This is a genomic window from Micromonospora sp. CA-259024, assembly GCF_050936255.1.
Taxonomy (GTDB): Bacteria; Actinomycetota; Actinomycetes; order Mycobacteriales; family Micromonosporaceae; genus Micromonospora.
In genome coordinates this window covers 1423169-1443460 of sequence record NZ_JBNJND010000002.1, presented here as the reverse complement: position 1 = coordinate 1443460, position 20292 = coordinate 1423169, and the positions used below count along the sequence as shown (strand labels likewise).

General features: G+C 72.9%; 16 protein-coding genes. 8 read left to right on the top strand and 8 right to left on the bottom strand.

Going from position 1 to position 20292, the window contains the following annotated elements; all coding sequences use genetic code 11:
• Positions 1-111: 111 nt before the first annotated feature.
• The 4 genes from ACQEUX_RS26125 to ACQEUX_RS26110 all read left to right on the top strand — a co-directional run bounded on the left by ACQEUX_RS26125 (position 112) and on the right by ACQEUX_RS26110 (position 6865).
• A complete protein-coding gene (locus ACQEUX_RS26125) occupies positions 112-948 on the top strand; it encodes an MBL fold metallo-hydrolase (protein WP_433053571.1) in 837 nt (278 codons plus the stop codon).
• On the top strand, positions 945-4616 hold the full coding sequence (locus ACQEUX_RS26120; RefSeq protein WP_433053568.1) for an adenylate/guanylate cyclase domain-containing protein: 3672 nt from the start codon (positions 945-947) through the stop codon (positions 4614-4616). Before ACQEUX_RS26125 ends, ACQEUX_RS26120 begins: the two co-directional genes overlap by 4 nt.
• A gap of 218 nt (positions 4617-4834) precedes the next feature.
• On the top strand, positions 4835-5338 hold the full coding sequence (locus ACQEUX_RS26115) for a hypothetical protein (protein WP_433053565.1): 504 nt from the start codon (positions 4835-4837) through the stop codon (positions 5336-5338).
• A 30-nt stretch (positions 5339-5368) separates the two neighbouring features.
• Positions 5369-6865 (top strand): serine/threonine-protein kinase, encoded by a 1497-nt coding sequence (locus ACQEUX_RS26110; protein WP_433053562.1) that lies wholly within the window; start codon positions 5369-5371, stop codon positions 6863-6865.
• Here the strand turns inward: ACQEUX_RS26110 and ACQEUX_RS26105 are convergent.
• Positions 6852-7184, bottom strand: coding sequence for a hypothetical protein (locus ACQEUX_RS26105; protein ID WP_433053559.1), 333 nt, complete (start codon positions 7182-7184; stop codon positions 6852-6854). The two genes, ACQEUX_RS26110 and ACQEUX_RS26105, sit on opposite strands and share 14 nt — an antisense overlap.
• A 176-nt stretch (positions 7185-7360) precedes the next feature.
• Between ACQEUX_RS26105 and ACQEUX_RS26100 the strand changes: the two genes are divergently transcribed.
• The 4 genes from ACQEUX_RS26100 (at position 7361) to ACQEUX_RS26085 (ending at position 10898) form a co-directional block, all read left to right on the top strand.
• The gene (locus ACQEUX_RS26100) at positions 7361-8302 is read left to right on the top strand and encodes a transporter substrate-binding domain-containing protein (RefSeq protein WP_433053556.1); all 942 of its coding nucleotides are present in this window, start codon (positions 7361-7363) and stop codon (positions 8300-8302) included.
• Entirely contained in the window at positions 8299-9486 is a 1188-nt protein-coding gene (locus tag ACQEUX_RS26095) for a hypothetical protein (RefSeq protein ID WP_433053553.1), read from the top strand. The genes ACQEUX_RS26100 and ACQEUX_RS26095 overlap by 4 nt, the downstream gene beginning before the upstream one ends.
• A 54-nt stretch (positions 9487-9540) precedes the next feature.
• Positions 9541-9888, top strand: a complete 348-nt coding sequence (locus ACQEUX_RS26090) for a PadR family transcriptional regulator (RefSeq protein WP_433053550.1) — start codon at positions 9541-9543, stop codon at positions 9886-9888.
• Positions 9889-9968: 80 nt separating this feature from the next.
• Positions 9969-10898, top strand: coding sequence for a hypothetical protein (locus ACQEUX_RS26085; RefSeq protein ID WP_433053547.1), 930 nt, complete (start codon positions 9969-9971; stop codon positions 10896-10898).
• Positions 10899-11035: 137 nt separating this feature from the next.
• On the opposite strand, the gene ACQEUX_RS26080 is transcribed toward ACQEUX_RS26085, so the two are convergent.
• The 7 genes from ACQEUX_RS26080 to ACQEUX_RS26050 all read right to left on the bottom strand — a co-directional run bounded on the left by ACQEUX_RS26080 (position 11036) and on the right by ACQEUX_RS26050 (position 20215).
• Positions 11036-12199, bottom strand: coding sequence for an acyl-CoA dehydrogenase family protein (locus ACQEUX_RS26080; protein ID WP_433053544.1), 1164 nt, complete (start codon positions 12197-12199; stop codon positions 11036-11038).
• Between the two features lie 14 nt (positions 12200-12213).
• Positions 12214-14175 (bottom strand): biotin carboxylase N-terminal domain-containing protein, encoded by a 1962-nt coding sequence (locus tag ACQEUX_RS26075; RefSeq protein WP_433057139.1) that lies wholly within the window; start codon positions 14173-14175, stop codon positions 12214-12216.
• A 69-nt stretch (positions 14176-14244) separates the two neighbouring features.
• Positions 14245-15846 carry an acyl-CoA carboxylase subunit beta gene (locus ACQEUX_RS26070; protein ID WP_433053541.1) on the bottom strand — a complete coding sequence of 534 codons (1602 nt, stop codon included), beginning with the start codon at positions 15844-15846 and terminating at the stop codon, positions 14245-14247.
• Positions 15847-15865: 19 nt separating this feature from the next.
• Entirely contained in the window at positions 15866-17062 is a 1197-nt protein-coding gene (locus tag ACQEUX_RS26065; protein WP_433053538.1) for an acyl-CoA dehydrogenase family protein, read from the bottom strand.
• Positions 17059-18765: an acyclic terpene utilization AtuA family protein gene (locus ACQEUX_RS26060; protein WP_433053535.1), complete on the bottom strand. Its 1707-nt coding sequence runs from the start codon at positions 18763-18765 to the stop codon at positions 17059-17061. The genes ACQEUX_RS26065 and ACQEUX_RS26060 overlap by 4 nt, the downstream gene beginning before the upstream one ends.
• Complete coding sequence (locus tag ACQEUX_RS26055) at positions 18762-19571, bottom strand: TIGR03084 family metal-binding protein (RefSeq protein WP_433053532.1); 810 nt, start codon at positions 19569-19571, stop codon at positions 18762-18764. The genes ACQEUX_RS26060 and ACQEUX_RS26055 overlap by 4 nt, the downstream gene beginning before the upstream one ends.
• Before the next feature lie 38 nt (positions 19572-19609).
• Positions 19610-20215, bottom strand: a complete 606-nt coding sequence (locus tag ACQEUX_RS26050) for a TetR/AcrR family transcriptional regulator (protein ID WP_433053529.1) — start codon at positions 20213-20215, stop codon at positions 19610-19612.
• Positions 20216-20292 lie beyond the last annotated feature (77 nt).

Below are 20292 nucleotides of genomic sequence, written 5' to 3'. Positions count from 1 at the left end.
CCCCGCGATCTTGCACCTCCGGCCCGGATGAAAAGCCCTGAACGGGGATGAATCAGGGGCTGCTCGTGCAAGATCGTGGGGTGTGGCGGGCGGGGTCGTACGATCGCAGCCATGAGCGGGCACGTGACGGCGCCGGCGGCGGCGCTCGCCGACGAGCTGCCGACCTGGGTGACACTGCTGCGTGCGCCGAACCCGGGACCGATGACCCTCGACGGCACCAACACCTGGGTGCTGCGCGCCCCGGCAGCGAAGTACGGGGTCGTGGTCGACCCGGGGCCGGCGGATGAGGGGCACCTGACCCGAATCGCCGAGCACGGCCCCGTCGGGCTGATCCTGATCACCCACGGCCACCCCGACCACACCGAGGGCTCCGCCCGCCTGAGCGAGCTGCTCGGCGGCGTGCGCGTCCTCGCCGTCGACCCGGTGCACACCATCGGCGCCGAGCCGCTGACCCAACCGGGTGCGCACCTCGAGGGCTTCGGCCTGGAGATTCGCCTGCTCAAGACCCCGGGGCACACCGCCGACTCGGTCTGTTTCCTGGTCGAGCACGGCGACGAGCAGGTGGTGCTCACCGGTGACACCATCCTCGGCCGGGGCACCACCGTGGTCGCCCACCCCGACGGGCACCTCGGTGACTACCTGACCAGCCTGGAGCTGCTGTCCGCGTACCGGGGAATCCCGGCGCTGCCCGGGCACGGCCCGGCGCTGGCCGACTGCGCCGTCGCCGCCGAGTTCTACCTCGCCCACCGCCGGGCCCGACTCGACCAGGTCCGGGCGGCGGTCGACGCGGGCGCCCGCACCCCCGCCGACGTGGTGGCGGCCGTCTACGCGGACGTGGACCGTTCGCTCTGGTGGGCAGCCGAATGGTCGGTCCGTGCCCAGCTGGAGTATCTGGGTGTCGGTATTGGGGAATCCGCGCCCGGGGTCAGTGGGTTGGAGCACACGTGACCTGCCCCGTGTGTGGAACCGTCGCCGTACCCGGCGCGCGGTTCTGCCACAACTGTGGTGCGGCGCTGCCGGCCGCCGCCACGTTGCCGGCGGCCGAGCGCCGGGTGGTCACCGTGCTCTTCGGTGACCTCTCCGAGTTCACCTCCTGGTCGGAGGACCTCGACCCGGAACGCGTCGGCGCGGTCACCGACCGGGTGCTCGCCGCCCTGGCGGGCGCGGTGAAGACCTTCGGTGGGCACGTCGACAAGCTGACCGGTGACGGGATCATGGCGGTCTTCGGCGCCCCGGTGGCCCACGAGGACGACGCCGAACGGGCCGTCCGTGCCGCCCTGTCCATGCAGCGGGCCGTTCGCCGGGTGCTCGACGACGAGCGGGGCGGTGGCGCGCCGCTCGGGCTGCGGGTCGGGCTGAACACCGGCGACGTCATCGCCGGTATCCAGGCCGCCATCGAGTACACGGTCATCGGCGACACGGTGAACACCGCCGCCCGGTTGGCCGACGCCGCTGCGGTCGGCGCGGTCTACGCCGGCGGGCGCACCGCCGCCGCCACCCGCCACGTGTCCTCCTGGCGGGCGCTGCGGCCGCTGCGCCTCAAGGGCAAGCGTGAGCCGGTCGAGGCGTACGAACTGCTGGGTCTGCTGGACGCTCCGGGCACCCGTTCGGGGCTTGGCGACGAGGCGCCGTACGTCGGCCGGGAGACGGAGATCGGCCGGGTGGCCGGCCGCCTCGCCGAGGTGATCGACCAGGGTGACCCGAGGGTGCTGCTGATGACCGCCGAGGCGGGCATCGGCAAGTCCCGGTTCGCCGCCGAGGTGGAGCGCCTCGCCGCCGGGTACGACGTGGGCGCTGGCCGGTACGCGGCGCACACGGGCGCCCGGGTGCTCTCGGTGCGCTGCGCCGCGTTCGGTGAGCGGCGACGGCTCGCGCCCCTGGCCGACCTGGTGCGTGCCGCCGTCGGCCTGCCCAGTGACGCCGCCACCGCGCTGACCCGACCGGCGGTGGAGGAGAGGCTGCGGCGGCTCGGGCAGCGGCTCGCCCGCTCCGGTGGTGAGATCGCGCCGATCGCCAGCGAGCAACTGCTCGCCCTGCTCGGCTACGCCGAACTCCCGGCGCACGGCGGCACCGACACCGGCGAGTGGGGCGGGTCGGGCACCCCGGCCGCCGATGCCGAGGCGGTGCCGAACGCGGTCGCCGGGCTGCTCAGCGGGCTCGCCTCGGAGGCGCCGCTGGTGATCGTGGTGGACGACCTGCACGACGCCACCGCGGAGACGATCAGCGCACTCGGTCTGACCCTGTCCCGGCTCACCGGCCCGGTGCTGGTGCTGCTGCTCGGCCGCCCCGAACTGGTGCGTACCGCCGGCGCGCTGACCCGGGTCGCGGACGCCGAGGTGCACTCCCTGCCGCCGCTGCGCGGCGCGGACGCGGCGCGGCTGCTCACCACCTACCTCGGCGGCGGCAAGCTGCCGCAGGCCGACGCGGACCGGCTGCTCGCCACCGCCCAGGGCAATCCCTTCTACCTGGCCGAGCTGGTCACCCTGCTCATCGAGCGCGGAGCGCTCACCACGGAATCAGCGCGCGGTGTCCGCGCCACGGAATCTGCGGAATCGGCCCGTGGTGTCCGTGTTGGTGGCGAGCGGTCCGGATCCGGCGAGCGGGACCAGAGCGCGCCCGCCGGCTGGCGGTTGGTGCCCGGTTCGCTGGGCAGCCGGCTGCTCTCCCGGGACCTCGCCGCCGTACTCGCCGCCCGAATCGACGCGTTGCCACCGGACGCCCGTTCGGTGCTGCGCGACGCCGCGGTGATCGGTGACGCGGTGCCGACCGGTGCGCTGGAGGCGATGCGTGAACAGCGCGCCGGTCGCGACGGCCGACCGTCGGCGGTGGTCGCCGTGGAGCTTGAGCGGGCTGTCGAGGAGCTGCTGCAACGCCGGATGCTGCACCGCTCCCGTACCGGCTACTCGTTCGCGACCCCGCTGATGCGGGAGGCCGCGTACGCCGGGGTGAGCAAGGCGGAGCTGGCCGAGCGGCACGCCGCGTTGGCCCGCTGGGCGGCACCGGCGGACGAGGGCACGGCCGGGGCGTCGGGTGGGTTCACCGACGAGGCCCGGGACGACTTCGTGGCGACGCACGTCGAGCGGGCCGCGACGCTCGCCGACGCGGTGAAGCTGCGCCCGGACGCGCCGGCCCGGGCGGTGGTTCCGCTCGGCGTCGCCGCGCTCGGCCGGGCCGCCCGCCGGTCGCTGTCCGCCGGTGAGCCGGTGCTGGCCGTCGAGTACGCCGAGCGCGCCATCGAACTGGCTCGCGACGGGGTGCCGGCGGCCGATCGGGTGGTGCACGCCCGTGCCTTGCTCCAGGTCGGCCGGGTCGTCGACGCGCTGGCGTACGCCGAGAAGATCGCCGCGAACGCGGGGGACGAGGCCACCCGGGTTGGCGCGCTGCTGCTGGCGGGGCAGGCCCAGGAGACCCTCGGCGATCAGGGCCGGGCGGTGGCTGCCTGGCAGGAGGCGTTGCAGGTGGCCACGGCGGGCGGGCTGCCCACGCAGCGTGCCACGGCGATGCGCCGGCTCGGCATGGCCGATTTCGTGGCCGGGCGGCTGAGTCAGGCGAGCAGCCGGTTGGCCGCCGCGTACCAGGTCAGCCTCGGCGCGCAGGACCGGCGCGGGCAGGCCTGGTCCCTGCAGAACCTGGCCTGGGTGACCACCACCCGGGGTGACTTCGCCGGCACCGACGCGGTGCTCGGCCGGGCCGCCCGGCTCTTCGCCGAGCTGAAGGACCCGTACGGGCGGGCCTGGTTGCGCGGCACGACGGCGTTCGCCCGGCTGCTCGCGGGTCGACTGCGCGAGGCGTGCCGGCTGGCGCAGGTGTTCCTGCCCTTCGGTGAGCGGGTCGGTGAGGCGTGGGCGGTGGGCACGCTGCGCGCGGTGGCGGCGTTCGCCACCGCCGAGCTGGGTGACCTGGCCGAGGCGGACCGGGAGGCCCGCAGGGCGTACCGGGAGTTCGCCGACGCCTCCGACGACTGGGGGCGCGGGTTCGCGCTGGTGGTCCGGGCGGTGGTGGCGCGCGGGCTGGGCGAGCCGGAGCACGCGGCGGACCTGCTCACCGACGCCCTGGCGTACGCCGAGCGCACCTCGCACCCGCTGCTCACCGGGATGGCCGGCACGCTGCGCGGCTTCGTCGCGTTGGACATGGGCGACCGCGAGACGGCCGAGCAGGTCGCCCGCGCGGTGCTGACCGCCGTGGAACCGCACAACCCGCAGGCCCCGGCACAGGTGGCGCCCCGGGTGCTGCTGGCCACGGCCCGACTGGCCGCTGGCGACTCGGCGACCGCGGTCGGGCTGCTCGCTCCGGTGGCCACGGCCGCCGCGACCGCGCCCTCGCTGCTCTTCTCCCGCCGGCAGACGATGGCCCAGTACGCTGCGGCGCTGCTCGCCCACGGTCAGCGGGAGCAGGCGTTGGACTGGGCCCGGCGGGCGGTCACCGCGCCGGCCGAGGATGTGCGCAGCCAGGTGATCGCGGCCAGCGTGCTGGCCGAGGCGCTGGCCGCCTGCGGTCACCCGACGGAGGCCCTGGCCAGTGCCGACGAGGCGGTCCGGCTGGCGTACGCGACCGAGCAGCGCAGCGAACGAGCCGCCGCCGACGCCCTACGCGCCCGCCTAACACCCCCCACCTAACCCAACCCCCACCCCCCGGTTGGGTCGGGTGATCAAGAGGTTTGCGTCAGGAAACGGGCTTCCGGTGACCGAAACCTCTTGATCAACGTGGCGAGGGCGGTGGGGCGGGCAGGGTTCTGCCGGTTCTGGGGATGTGGTGGTCGGGGTGAGCGGCTAGCGTGTCACCACCGTGTGCCGGTCCACAGTGGTGACCGTCGCCGTGCCTGGGGAGGCTCTTCATGAAGCTGCCGCGTTCGATCGCGGGCTGGACCATCGCGGTCTTCGGCGTGTTGGCGCTGGTGATGGGCGCGGTCGGGCTGCTCTGGCCGGAGGCGCAGCTGCGCATGCTCGGGATCGAGGTGCCCGCGACGCGCGCCGTTGGTGACCACACCGGCACGTTCCTGCTGGCGTCCTCGATGGCGGCGTTCAACATGGGCGTCTACTACCTGCTCGCCACGGTGACCGAGTGGCGGGCGTTCTACCGGTTCACTGTGGTCTTCCGGTTGGTCACGTTCACCGTGTTCAGCATCGCCGTGCTGGCCGACATCGCTCCGGACCGGTTCTTCGGGGTGGCGGCCTGGGAAGGGCTCGGGGCCTTGGCCACCGCCGTCGGCCTGCGCCTGGATGCCCGCAGGGGCGTTTCGGCCGCCGAGGTCGCGACGTCCGAGGGTGCCGGGACGGCCGCGGTCGCCGAGGAGGGTACCGGTCCGGCCGGTGCCGCTCCCGCGGACGCGGTGCGCTGAGCCACCGGCCGGGTTGGGTATTTTCGAGCGGTGACCGACACCCCGACCGGCGGCCCGCCGGTGCCGATTGTGCCCGGTCTGACTGATTTGCGGGTCTTTGCCCGGGGTGGATACGCGACCGTCTACCAGGCCACCCAGATCTCGGTGGGTCGTGAGGTCGCCGTCAAGGTAGAGAACCGGACGCTGGACAGCGAGCGGGATCAGGCCCGTTTCCTGCGCGAGGCGCGGGCGGCCGGCCGGATGTCGTCGCACCCGCACGTGGTGGACCTCTTCGACGTCGGGGTCACCGTCGACCAGCACCCCTACCTGATCATGGAGCTGTGCGACGGTTCGTACGCCGAACGGATGCGCACCTCGCCGCTCGGCCCGGTCGAGGCGCGTGACCTCGGCATCAAGATCGCCGACGCACTGGCCCACTCGCACGCGGCCGGGGTGCTGCACCGCGACGTCAAGCCGGCCAACATCCTCTACTCGCACTTCAACTCGGCGGTGCTCGCGGACTTCGGGCTGGCCGTGCTCGCGGAGCACCGGGACGCCTCGGTCACCCTGGAGGTGCTCACCCCGGCGTACGCGCCGCCGGAGATGTTCAGCCACAGCCCGCCGTCGCCGGCCGTCGACGTGTACGCGCTCTGCGCCACCCTCTACGCGGTGATGCACGGCCGACCTCCCCGCTGGCAGTCCGAGCGCAACCCCAGCCTGGTCACCGTGCTGGAGATGTTCAACCAGCCGCTTCCCGCACTGCCCGGCGTGCCGGACGAGCTGATCGACGTCCTGCGCGCCGGCATGGCCAACGACCCGGCCGAGCGCCCCTCCGCCCTGGAACTGCGCGACCTGCTCGCGAGCCTGTCCCTCGGTTCGGCGTCGGCACCGGTCAGTGGCGCCCCGGCCAGCGGTGGCCCGACCCTTTCCGGCTCGTACGCGGTCAGTCAGCCGGTGCCTCGCCCACCCGTTGAGGACACTCAGCAGGTGGTCCCCGTCGGTCGGCGCTGGCGGCGCTGGTTCCTCGGCGGTGTCGGCGTGCTCGCGCTCGCCGCCTCCGCCACCGTCGGGGCCTGGGTCGCCGACCGGGCGCCGCCGCCCGCCCCGAACCCGACGGTCACCCAGGTCGCCGCGCCGGCGACCGGTCCGCTGCCCGGCTGTGCAACCGGCACCGGCGCGCCCACCGCGCTGCCCGAGGGTGCCCGGTGCCTTGCCGAGTTGGAGTGCTTCGGCCCCATGCGGGTTCGCGGCAGTCGCGCCGAGGCGGCCAGGGTGTCCTGCGCTGGTCCGCATACCTGGGAGACGTACGCCGAGGGCATCCTGCCGGTGTCGCTGGTCGGCGCCGACTACGACGAGGTGATCGCCGCCCAGCCGGTGCGGCAGGTGTGCAGCGCCACGACGTTCCGGTTGACCACCGGGATCGCCGAGCCGACCGGTTGGCACCTGGAGGTGCTGCCGCCGGTCGACGGCAGCATCGACCGGGCCTACCGGTGCCTGGCCGGGCGGGGCGTGGACGCGCTCAGCGCGCCCACCCTCACCGGCCGCTGACCCCGTTCGACCCGCGCCGCCGGTCACGCACCGCACGCAGCGCGTCCCGGCTGTCCAGGGCGTCGAGGGTGTCCGCGTCGATCCCGTACGGGATCAGCTCGGGCGGCCCGACGGTCGCCGAGCGGTCCGCGGGCACCGGCTCGTCAACCTGACGGGCGGCGGAGACGGCGACGCCGGCCACCATGGTCATCAGCACGCACAGTAGCGCCAGGACTACGCCGAGGAGGTCCTGTCGGCGCCAGACGACCAGCATGACCAGGGGCGCAAGAGCTCCCAGCGCCGCGAGCACCGCCACCGTCCGCGCATCGGGTCTGGACAATCGACTCACCCGTCCAGCATGTCGTGACGGGGCCGGCTGTCAACCGCAGAGCCGACCGTCGCACCGATCGGCGTGGATCCGCACTGCACGCCCGACATGGTCGGCAGGTCCACACGGAATGGACGGTAACCGCTACTCTCGGTGTCCCGCAGGCTCTCCCGGCAGCGAGGTCGCCCATGAACCCAGGCAGTTCGCAGTCTCGGCTCCGCTCGGTCGCGTCGACGCTGGCGGTCGCCCTCACTCTGGTCCTGGCCGCCGCCGCCGGTTGCGACAGCCGGAAGGAACCGGACCTGCAGTCGGTGCAGGAGAAGATGCGCGAGACGCACATCTACGGCCAGTCGAAGCTGCGCATCGGTGTCGCCACGAACGAGCCGCTCATGGGTGAGCTGCGAAACGGCCAGCACGCCGGCTTCGACGTCGAGATCGCTCGGTACGTGGCCGCCTCCCTCGGCTACGAGGGGGACCAGCGGCTGGAGTTCGTGTCGGTGGCTACCGAGGACCGGATCCCGTCGCTCCAAGGCGGCACCGTCGACCTCGTGGTGTCCAGCTTCTCCATGACCGAGGACCGTAAGAAGCTGGTCAGCTTCGCCGGGCCGTACTTCGTGACCACGCAGGAGGTGATGGTGCCGGTCCGCCTCAAGGACAAGATCCGCACCATCGAGGATCTGCGCGACCCGGTCTACAAGGTCTGCACCAGCGGCGGCTCCACCACCGAGGCCGAGCTGGAGAAGCACCAGGTCAAGACGTTCGTGGTCAAGGACGTCGGCGACTGCGTCGATGGCATCCGGAAGGGCCGGTACGACGCGGTCAGCTCCGACGAGTCGATCCTCGCCGGTTTCCTGGCCAGCTTCCCCCAGGAGTTCGAGATCGTGGACATGCCGTTCGGTACCAGCGAGCTGCTGGGCATCGGCGTGCCGATCGGCGACCCCGCGCTGCGCGACCTGGTCGCGTTCTTCCTGCAGAAGAGCTACGAGCAGGGCCGGGACGGAGAGGCGAGCCCCTGGCTGACCGCGTACAACCGGACGTTGGGCCCGTGGCTGAAGGCCGAGAAACGTCAGCCGCAGCCGCTGGAGGTGCCGAACCTCGTCGACTTCGACGACAAGGCGCCCTCGAAGTGAGCGCGGCGCCGACCGCCGCCACCGGCGGTGATGGCCCGGTCCCACCGCCCCGCACGTCCGTGCCAGGCGACAACGCCGTCCCGATGTCGGCCGCCGACAGTTCGACCGCTGGTGCGGCACGCGGCCTCGCCTGGCCGGTCGGCGTGCCGCTCGCCGAACCCGCCGAGCCGGTCGTCGCCGACGCGGAGCCCGGGCGGGTGCGCTGGGACCCGGCGGAGCGGCGCGCCCGCGCCAGCCAGTCGTTCTGGACCGCCCTGGTGGGCGTACCGGCGATCTTCTCGGTGCTCCGCCTCGGCGTGGAGGCGGGTGGCGAACTCCAGACCACGCTGCTGCTGGTGGCGAACGTCGGGCCGGTCAACCTGCTCGCCGGTTTCCTGACCACGGCAGCCCGGCTGCTCTCGACCGGTATGGTCGCCGTCTTCGCGCTCGGCGCGGTGCTGGCCGTCAGCGCGGACCGACTCCCGCCGGGCACCGGGCGTCGTCCGCTCTTCGCCCGCTGGGCCGACATCACCCCGGCGTGGGCGGTGCTGGCCAGCTTCCTGCTCGCCCTGATCACCTGGCCGCTGCTGTACCTTCCGCTGCTGTTGCCGGCGTTCGTGGCCGCGTTTCAGCTCCACCCCGGGCGGCTGCACGAACGGGCGGCGCCACGGCTGCTGATCATCATCGCGCTGCTCGCCGGGTACGGCTGGCTGATGCTGCCGACGATGCGCGACGCCGGGCGGCAGGGCGACGTGCTGGTGCTGGCGCTCATCGTGGTGCCTCCGCTGCTGGCCCTGTTCATCGCGGGGCCGCTGCCCGGCGTGGTGATCCGGCCGCTGGCGTCGGTGACCGAGGTGGCGGTGCTGGCCACGCTGGTCTGGGCCGCGGTGCCGGTGATCAGCACGCCGGTGCTGCCGCTGACCGTCACCACGGTGGGCGTGGAGAACGGGCCGACCGAGGACGTACGCGGGCACGTGGTGACCACGGACGACGTCAACATGGTGATCCTGCAGGAGCGGGGCGGCGTTCGGTACGTTCCGGTCGGGTTGGTCCGCGCGCAGGTGCTCTGCCCCAGCGAGGAGGAGTTGCCCCGGCGCCAGCTGCGCATCCACGACTTCCACGTCGAGGACTCCCTGCTGGAGGGCATGGGTCGGCGAGTACGTCCGGTCCACCGCATCGATGCCACCTGTCGTACCCCAGCCTGACCGCCGCGGCCGAACTCTTCCCGTATATACAGTCGGACGGTATATGCTTCGGCAATGGCGAAGGCTTCCATGCATGAATCGACCTACCTCATCCTTACCGCGCTCGTCGAGGCCCCACGGCACGGTTACGCCGTTCTCGACGAGGTCCGCCGGATCTCCGACGGGCGCGTCGACCTGCGCGCCGGCACCCTCTACGCGGCCCTGGACCGGCTGCGGACCGAGGGGCTCATCGACATCGAGCGCGAGGAGCAGGTGCAGTCCAGGTTGCGCCGGTACTACCGACTCACTGCGTCGGGGGCGCAACGCCTGGCCGAGGAGTCGGCGCGTCTGCGAAGCAACGCCGACGCGGCGAGCGTGCGACTGCGTCGTGCCGGTCTCATCTTCGACGGCGGTGCGGCGTGACGTTGGAACACGGTTACCGGTGGCTGCTGGCCTGCTACCCCCGCGCCTACCGGCGGCAGTACGAGGACGAGATGATCGGGGTGTTGCTGGACGACGCGTCGCCAGGCCAGCACAGGCCTGTGGCACGAGACGTGCTTGCCCTGCTCGGCGGGGCGTTCCGTGCGCATGTCCGCCAGGCTGGTGCTCGATTCTCGGGCGATGCGTGGCGGGAGGCGGCGCAGGCGCTCGGTCTGATCGCCGCGCTGATGTTGTTCGTGCGAGCTGCGCGCGTTCCGGTGCTGCACCTCGCCATGTTCGTAGACAGCTATCCCGATGGGATCGGCGAGGAGTTCGTCTTCTGGCCGGGCTGTCTCGTGGCGGTGCTGTGGCTCACCGTGGCGCTGTCGGTCGTGTTCGGGTGGGGCCGGGCAGCAGCCGCGATCGCGGTCTGCGGCGCGGCGTTCGAGGTGGCTCCGGTCGCCGAGGATTACGGGCACCATTCCACGGTGTTCAATCTCTGGCCCGCCGTGCTCGCCGCGATGGTCCCGCTGGTGCTCGCCGTCCGCGCTCCGCGTTCCGCCACGGCTTCCCTCGCGCGCTGGCGGCTCGGCACACTGGCGGTGGCGACGCTGGTCAGCGTCGGTGCTCCGAGCGTCGCCCTGGTGACTGCTGCTGATCGCTCGACGACTCCCGTTTACGGCACATGGATCTTCACCGTCGGCGTCGGCCGGATCGAGGCGATCCTGCTGACTGCGGGATACCTGCTCTTCGCCCTTGCCATCCTGTCGATGCCGGCGGCGTTGCGGCGGCGCCTGCTCGCGCTCGTCGTTCCGGTGGGCGTCACGCTGCTGCTCACCCGGGTGGGGCTCGGCACCACGGGGACGTTCCTGGAGCGTTCCACCCACGACGGTGTCCTCGATGCGCTCACCCCGGCGCAGTGGCTGACGTTGGTGCTGGCGCCCGCGCTGCTCTTCGCGGTGGCCGTGGCGATCCTGCACCACCGGGAGCGGCCGGGCCCGCAAGGAGCGTGAGCAGGCCGTGCAGCGCGGCCTCAGCAGAGGGATCGACTCGGCTTTCTGGAAATCGGGGCGTCGCTGGACCTCGGACACCGCAGAATCGAGGAAACCGAGTCGATCACCCGCCGGGCAGGCCGACGGAGCAGGCCGGCTCAGTACGACTTGTCCTGGCCCAGGACGTGTTGGGCCACGAAGTTCAGGATCATCTCCCGGCTGACCGGGGCGATCCGGCCGGCCCGCACCGCGCCGAGCAGGGTCGCCACCCCGTACTCGGTGGTCATTCCGGCCCCGCCGAGCACCTGGACGGCGGTGTCGACGGCGAGCGCGGCGGCCTCCCCGGCCGCGTACTTGGCCATGTTGCCGGCCACCCCGGCCTCCAGGTCGCGGCCGGCGTCGTACAGGGTGGCCGCCTTCTGGATCATGAGGCGGGCCAGTTCCACCTGCACCGCCGCGTGTGCCAGCGGATGCGAAACGCCCTGGTGGGAGCCGATGCTCCGGCCACCCCACACCGTGCGGGTGGCGGTGTACTCGCTGGCCCGCTCGATGGCGTACCGGCCGGTGCCGGCGCCCATCGCGGCGACCGTGATGCGCTCCGGGTTCAGGCCGGCGAAGAGCGCCGGCAGCCCGGCGTCCAGCGACTCGCCGAGCAGTGCGTCGGCGGGCACGCGCACGTCGTCCAGGTAGAGCAGGAACTGGTTCTCCGGGGACACGATCTCCATGTCCAGCTTGGAGCGGGTCAGCCCGGCGGCGTCGGTCGGCACGACGAACAGCGCGGGCTTGAGCTTTCCGGTGGATGAGTCTTCGGTTCGGGCCACCACCAGCACGTGGTCCGCCTCGTCGACCCCGGAGATGTAGCACTTGCGGCCGTTGAGCAACCAGCCGTCACCGTCCCGGCGGGCCACCGTGCCGAGCCGGTGGAAGTTGGAACCGGCCTCCGGCTCGGTGATCGCGAAGACGATCTTCTGGGACCCGTCGGCGAGGCCGGGCAGGTGCCGCTTGCGCTGGTCCTCGGTGCCGTGCCGGTTGAGCACGGTGGCCGCGATGGCGGGGGAGACCACGAGCAGCAGCAGCGGGCAACCGGCCGCCGCCAGCTCCTCGCAGACGATGGCCAGATCGGTGATGCCGCCACCGCCGCCGCCGTACTCGGTGGGGATGTTGACTCCCAGGTAGCCGAGCCGGCCCGCCTCGGCCCAGAGTTCGGTGGTGTGTTCCCCGGCCTTCGCCTTCTCGACGAAGTAACCGTGGCCGTAGCGACGGCCCAGCGCCCGCACTGCGTCGCGCAGCTGGTCCTGCTCGGGGGTGAGGTCGAAGGTCATCGGGGTTCTCCTCTTCAGTTGTCGATGACGGCCAGCACGGCGCCGGTGCGCACCTGACCACCGGCCGGCACCGGCAGCTCGGCGACCACGCCGTCGGTCGGGGCGAGCACCGGATGTTCCAGCTTCATCGCTTCCAGCGTGAGCAGCGGATCGCCGGCCGTGACCCGCTGGCCGACCCGGACATGCACCCGGGTCACCGCGCCGGGGAGCGGCGCGAGCAGCGACCCGGCCGCCACCTCCGCGACGGGCAGCGGGAGACGCGGCAGCTCGGTCAGGCTCGCCGCCCCGTCCGGGCCGTCCACGAAGACCGCCGACCCCACCCGGTGTACGCGGTACGCGCGCCGAACGCCGTCGACGTCGAGCACGACCCGGTCCGGGGCAGCCTCGACCAACGCCACAGTGGGGTCGGCAACGGTGGGATCGGTGGACCACTCGGCGAGGCCGCCCGTGCGGTCCAGCCGGTAGCGGACCTCGATCTCGCCGTCCGGGCCGGCGAACCGGGTGACCTGTGGGACGGCCGGCACATTGCGCCAGCCCGACGGCAGCCCGGCCAGCACCCGAGCCGCAGCGCGACGACCGGCGGCGGAGGCGAGTGCCGCCGCGAGCGCGGCCAGCGGAAGTCGATCGGCGGGAAGCAGCGGGGCGAAGACCTCCGGGTGCCGGTCCAGGAACCCGGTGTCGATCTCCACGGCGGCGAACGCGGGGCCGCGCAGCACCCGGACCAGCAGATCCCGGTTGGTGGTCACCCCGTGCAGCTCGGCCCGGGCCAGCGCGGTGGCCAGCAGCCGGGTCGCCTCGGCACGGGTACGACCCCAGGCGATCAGCTTCGCCAGCATCGAGTCGTAGTGCACCCCGACCACCGAGCCGGCCACCACGCCCGAGTCGAGTCGCAGGCCCGGCCCGGCCAGCCCGCCGAACTCGGCCGCCACCTGAGGGACCGCGAACCGGTGCAGTGTGCCGGTGGCCGGCCGCCAACCCGACCCGGCGTCCTCGGCGCAGAGGCGTACCTCGATCGCGTGGCCGGTGCTGGTCGGCAGGTCCGCCGGCAGCGGCTCGCCCTCCGCGACGAGCAGTTGCAGCCCCACCAGGTCCAGCCCGGTGCACAGCTCGGTGACCGGGTGCTCCACCTGGAGTCGGGTGTTCATCTCCAGGAAGAAGAACTCTCCACCCGGGGCGAGCAGGAACTCCACCGTGCCCGCGCCCAGGTAGTCGACCGCGCGACCGGCGGCCACCGCCGCCTCGTGCAACGCCGCCCGCACCCGCTCCGGAACGACCGCCGGCGCCTCCTCGACGATCTTCTGGTGCCGGCGCTGGATCGAGCACTCCCGGTCACCGAGGGCCACCACCCGGCCGTGGGCGTCGCCGAAGATCTGCACCTCGACGTGCCGGCCGCGCTCGACGTACCGCTCGATGAAGACCGTGCCGTCGCCGAACGCGGCAGCCGCCTCGCGGCGCGCGGAGGCGACGGCCTCGGTCAGCCCGGCGGCGTCCCGGACGATCCGCATCCCCCTCCCGCCGCCGCCCGCGGACGCCTTCACCAGCACCGGGAAGTCGATGATCTCGTCGGCGTCGGTCCAACTCGGCAGCATCGGCACGCCGGCCTCGGCGAGCAGCGCCTTCGCCGCCAGCTTGTCGCCCATCACGGCGATCACCTTGGCCGGCGGCCCGACCCAGGTCAGCCCGGCGTCGGTCACCGCCGCCGCGAACTCGGCGTTCTCGGCGAGGAAGCCGTAACCCGGGTGGACGGCGTCCGCGCCGCTGCGCCGGGCCGCGTCCAGGATCGAATCCACCCGCAGGTACGTCTCGGCCGGCGTGGCCCCGGGCAGCCGGACCGCCTGGTCGGCCTCGCCGACGAACGGCTCGGCGGCGTCCGCGTCCGAGTGCACGGCGACCGTCTCCACGCCGAGCGCGCGGCAGGTGGCGAAGACCCGGCGGGCGATCTCCCCCCGGTTGGCCACCAGAAGTCGACTGATCATGGTCCCCTGTGCCTGCCCTTCGTTGGTCACTGCGGGACTCCGCTGCGGTGCGTTCCTCGCGCCCACCAGCTACATCCGGAAGACGCCGAAACCGTCGGCGCCCTGCACCGGTCCGTTGTGGATCGCCGAGAGGCAGAGCCCGAGAACGGTGCGCGTGTCCCGGGGGTCGATCACCCCGTCGTCGTAGAGCCGGCCGGAGAGGAACAGCGCGCCGGACTGTGACTCGATCTGCTGCTCGACCATCATCCGCATCGCCGCGTCGGACTCCTCGTCGTAGTCGCGCCCCCGGGCGGCGGCGGCCTGCCGGGCCACGATGGAGAGCACTCCGGCGAGCTGCGCCGGGCCCATCACCGCCGACTTCGCGTTCGGCCAGGTGAACAGGAACCTCGGCTCGTACGCCCGACCGCACATGCCGTAGTTGCCGGCGCCGTACGAGGCGCCGAGGTTCACCGTCAGGTGTGGCACCGTCGAGTTGGACACCGCATTGATCATCAGTGCGCCGTGCTTGATGATGCCCCGCTGCTCGTACTCCGTGCCGACCATGTAGCCGGTGGTGTTCTGCAGAAAGATCAGCGGGGTGTCCGCCGCGTTCGCGAGCTGGATGAACTGGGCCGCCTTCTGCGCCTCCTCGCTGAACAGCACCCCCCGCGCGTTGGCCAGCACGCCCACCGGGTAGCCGTGCAGCTCGCCCCATCCGGTGACCAGCGCGTCCCCGTACGCCGGCTTGAACTCGTCGAAGTCGCTTCCGTCCAGGACGCGGGCCAGCACCTCACGTGGGTCGAACGGCACCTTCAGGTCGGCGCTGGTGATCCCCAGCAGCTCCTCCGGGTCGTACTTCGGTTGCTGCGGCACGGCCGTACGCGGCGACGGGCCCTGCTTGCGCCAGTTCAGCCGGCGTACGCACTGCCGGGCCAGCCGGATGCCGTCCCGTTCGTCCTCGGCCAGGTAGTCGGCGAGCCCGGACGTGGCGGCGTGCATCGCCGCGCCGCCCAGCGACTCGTCGTCGGTGACCTCGCCGGTCGCCATCTTCACGAGCGGCGGCCCGGCCAGGTAGACCTGCGACCGGTTCCGAATCATGATCACGTGATCGGACATCCCCGGCACGTACGCGCCACCGGCCGTGGCGTTGCCGAAGACGACGCTGACCGTGGGGATGCCGGCCGCCGAGAGCCGGGTCAGGTCACGGAACACCCGGCCACCCGGGATGAAGATCTCCGCCTGGGTGGGCAGGTCCGCCCCGGCCGACTCGACCAGGTTGACCATCGGCAGCCGGTTGGCCAAGGCGATCTCGCCGGCCCGTCGGGTCTTCGCCAGCGACCACGGGTTGACCGCGCCGCCGCGTACCGTCGGGTCGTTGGCGACGATCAGACACTCCACGCCCTCGACCACCCCGATGCCGGTGACCACACTGGCCCCGACCGGGAAGTCGGTGCCGTACGCGGCGACCGCCGACAGCTCCAGGAACGGGCTGTCGGCGTCCACCAGCAGCTCGATCCGTTCCCGGGGAAGCAGCTTGCCGCGCGCGTGGTGCCGGGACACGTACTTCTCGCCGCCGCCGGCTCGCGCCTGGCCCAGCGCGGCGTCCAGCTCGGCCAGCCGCTCCAGCAACGCTGCCCGGTTCGCCACGTACGAGGGGGCGGACGGGTCGATCGCGCTGTCCAGGATGCTCACCGTGTCTCACTCCTCGCGCTCACAGGCCCATGCCTTTCGCGATGATCTCGTTCATGATCTCGGTGGTGCCGCCGCCGATGCCGAGGATCCGCGCGTCGCGGTAGTGCCGCTCCACCTCGGCGTCGCGCAGGTAGCCGAAGCCGCCGTGCAGTTGCAACGCCTGGTCGACGACGTGGTCGCAGGCGGCCACCGCCACGTTCTTGGCCATCGCCACCTCGGTCACCACCGGCTCGCCGGCCGCCACCCGGGCGGCCACCTCGTGCACGTACGACCGGGCCGCCTCGGCCCGGGTGTGCATCTCGGCCAACCGGTGCCGAACCAGCTGCCGGCTGGCCAGTGGACGCCCGAAGGTCTCCCGGTCCCGGCACCAGCGCATCGTCAGCTCGACGCAACGCTGGGCAATGGCGTACGCCTGCGTCGCCAGCGAGAGCCGCTCCGTCGCGAAGTGCTGCATGATCGCCAGGAAGCCGGTGTTCTCCGCGCCGATCCGGTTGGCCACCGGCACCCGTACGTCGACGAACGACAGCTCGGCGGTGTCCGAGCAGTGCCAGCCCAGCTTCTCCAACCGGCGCCCCACGGTGAACCCGGGCAGCCCCTTGTCGACGACCAGCAGGGTGAGTTCACCGCTGCCCGGGAAATCGGTGCAGACCGCCGTGGTCACGAAGTCGGCCCGGTACCCGCTGGTGATGTAGGTCTTCGACCCGTTCACCACATAGTGGTCGCCGTCCCGGCGGGCGGTGGTGCGGATGCCGGCCACGTCGGAACCGCCGTCCGGTTCGGTGATCGCCAGCGCGCCGATCATCGTGCCGGCCAGGGTGGGCCGGACGTACCGTTCGATCAGGTCGTCGTCGCCGGGGATCGCGGCGACGCCGAGCCGGCCGCCCAGCGATCCACCGGTGCGGGCGCCGGCCGCCGCGACCATGTGCGGCAACGCGATGCCGTGCGTGAACAGCGCCGCCACCAGCCCGGACGAGCCGCCGGAACGGATCAGCTCCTCGGTCACGAGAATCGAGTCGAGCAAATCACCCCCGCTGCCACCGACCGACTCGGGGAAGCCGATGCCGAGCAGGCCGAGCTTCGCGGCGGTGGCGTGCAGCGACCGGGGCACCTCGCCGGCCCGCTCCCAGTCGTCCAGGTGCGGCAGCACCTCCCGGGTCACGAAGGCGCGGGTCAGCTCGCGCAGCTGCCGCCGCTCCGGAGTGTCCACGATGCTCATTGGGCCACCTCCGCCGGCACCGCGGCCGGCAGGTCGACGATCCGGGCGCGCAGCAGCTCACCGAGCGCCTTGGCCTGCGGGTCGAACCGGGTGGACGCGGCGACCCCCGCCCCGAGCAGACCCTCGATCACGAAGTTGACCGCGCGCAGGTTCGGCAGCTCGTAGCGCCGTACCGACAGCGGCGCGGTCTCCGGCAGCAGCTCGGCCAGCCGCTCGACGGTCAGCCAGGTGCGCAGCCATGCGTACCCGGCATCGGAACGCGCCCAGACACCGAGGTTGGCGTCTCCGCCCTTGTCGCCGGAGCGCGCGCCGACCAGCTCGCCGAGCGCCCCGCGCCGGGTCGGGCCGTCGACCGCCGTCCCGCTGCGCGGTGCCGGCCCCGCCTCCGGGTCGGCCTCCGGGTCGGGCCCCGGCTCGGGCACGGGGGCGGTGCGGATCGGTGGGGCGATCGGCACCCGCTGGCCGTCGGGCAGCACCGCGACGTGCGGCGCCGCGTCCTGCGGCACCGCGTCGGCGGTGAAGACGCCGTACGGAGTCGCGTCGCCCGGCAGGGTGGTCAGTGTGCAGCCCGGGTAGGAGGTCAGCGCCAGCTCCACCGCGGCGGCCGAGAAGGCTCGCCCGGCTCGCACCCTGTCGCTGTCGCGCAGGTGGACGTGGAGGAGGGCGCTGGCAGCCTCGGTGTCGGCGGCGTCCGGGTGGTCGGTGCGGGCCAGGGTGAACTCCAGCCCGTCCTTGCTCACCGCCTCCTCGATCTGCCCCCGGACCAGCGTCGCCTTCGCCTCGATGTTCAGACCGCAGAGGACGAACGTCATCGAGTTGCGGAAACCGCCGAGGTTGTTGACGCCCACCTTGAGCGTGGCGGGAGGAGGCGTGCCCCGGACACCGGACACCCGGACCCGGTCCGGCCCGTCGGAGCGCAGTGTTGCGGTATCCAGTCTGGTGACCACGTCCGGCCCCAGGTATGCCGGCCCACCGACCTCGTAGAGCAGTTGGGCGGTGACCGTCTCCACGGTGACCGCACCGCCGGTGCCCGGATGCTTGGTGATCACCGTTGAGCCGTCGGCGTGCACCTCGGCGATCGGGAAACCGGGCCGGTGCCCACCGTCGGGCAGTTCGGTGAAGAAGCTGAAGTTGCCGCCGGTGACCTGTGCGCCGCACTCGACGAGGTGCCCCGCGACGGTCGCACCGGCCAACTCGTCGAGGTCGTCGCGGCCCCACCCGTAGCGGGCGATGGCCGGGCCGACCACCAGCGACGCGTCGGTGACCCGGCCGGTCACCACCACGTCCGCGCCGCCGTCGAGGCAGGCGGCGATCCCGAACGCGCCGAGGTAGGCGTTCGCGCTCAACGCGTCCGGCCGCTGGATCGCGTCGCCCTCGACGTACCCGACCCTGGTTGGCAGGCCCAGACGGCTGGCGAGTGCGTCGATGGCGGCGGCCAGGCCGGCGGGGTTCAACCCGCCGGCGTTGGTCACGATCCGCACCCCCCGGTCGAGGGCGGTGCCGAGGCACGTCTCCAGTTGCCGAAGGAACGTCTTCGCGTAGCCGAGATTGGGGTCACGCAGCCGGTCCCGGGCGAGGATCAACATGGTCAACTCGGCCAGGTAGTCGCCGGTCAGCACGTCCAGCTCGCCGCCGTCGAGCATCTCCCGCCAGGCGGTGAACCGGTCGCCGTAGAAGCCGGAGGCGTTGCCGATCCGGATCATGCCCGTGCTCCGTCCGCGCCAGCCGGGGCGGTGGCCGGCTGTCGGCCGGTACCCGGCGGGCCGGCGAACGCCTGCGCCACGTCGAGCCACTCGTCCGCGACCGGACCCGTCGCGACCAGGGCGAGGTCCGCACGGTGTCGGCGTTGGGTCACCAACAGGCAGAAGTCCCGAGCCGGGCCGGTCAGTCGGTCGGCGGCCTCCGCCGGACCCCAGCTCCACGTGTCGCCGTGCGGCCCGACCAGCTCGACCCGGACCGGCGTCGTCGGTGCCACCCGGCCGTGCGCGGCGAAACCGTGCCCGAAGGTACGCACACCGAGGTGCGCGACGTGCCGGAGTCGGTCGCTGGCGGGGCGGACGACGCCGAGCGTGTCGGCCACGTCCTCACCGTGTGCCCAGGTTTCCATGATCCGGGCGGTCGCCATCGAGGTGGCTGACATCCGGATGCCGTACCAGGTCAGCTTCTCGCCGGCCGGTACAGCGGCCAGTGCGTCGGCGAGCGCCGCCCGGCCGGCCCGCCAGCGGGCGAGCAGCGCGGCCGGCGGGGCGAGGAAGTCCTCGGCGCCGTGGTCGACGAGCCGGGCCGGGTCCGGCGCGGCCGTCACCGTCGCGAAGAACGCCGTGGGATCGGTGGCGGCCAGCAGCGCCACATGATCGGTCCAGGCGAGGTGGGCGATCTGGTGCCCGATGCTCCAACCCGGCGCGGGGGTCGGCCGTGCCCAGTCGGCCGCTGACAGAGGTGCGATCAGGGCGTCCAGTTGGCCGGACTCGGCGGCCAGATCCGCGAGCAGGTCGGTCAGGTCGACCATGGTGCCTCCCGGTCGGTGGTGGCCGCTGCGGCCGGCGGTCAGGGCGTGAGCAGGGTGACGAGTTGGCGCTTCCAGGTGGTCAACAGGGCGGAACGGCGGGCCGAGTCGTCATTGAGCAGGTTGGCCACCCCGAGCCCGCGCAGCAGGTCGAGGGTGGCCTGGACCGCCTCGCGGACGCCGGGTCGACGCTCGTCGACGCCGAGCATGGCGACGGTGAGGCGGTGCATCTCCCGGCCGACCGTCGCCTCCAGCGGCACCAGGGCGTCCCGAAGCTCCCGATCGGTGCGGGCGGCGACCCAGAGCTCGAGAGCGGCCACGAACAGCGGCCCGGTGAACGCCACGCCGAGCAGGTCGATCACCCGGTCCAGTCGCTGCGGGCCGGCCGGCAGCGCCTCAGCTTCGGTGCGCAGCTCGTCGGCCCGGCGTTCGGCCAGGTGGGCCACGGCGGCCGTCACCAGCGCGGCCTTCGTGGGGTAGTGGTGTAGCTGTGCCCCCCGCGAGACACCGGCCCGCGCCGCGACGAGCGTGGTGGTGGTGCCGGACCAGCCGTGCTCGATCAGGCAGTCGACGGTCGCCTCCAGGAGCCGGGCCCGGGTAACGCGGCTGCGCTCCTGCTGAGGGACGCGCGTCGATGTGGTGGACACGGCAACAGCCTGCGGCCCACGAAACAAACAGTCAAGACTGACTTTTTGTGGCTCTGGTCGTGGTTGGCGCCAGAGCT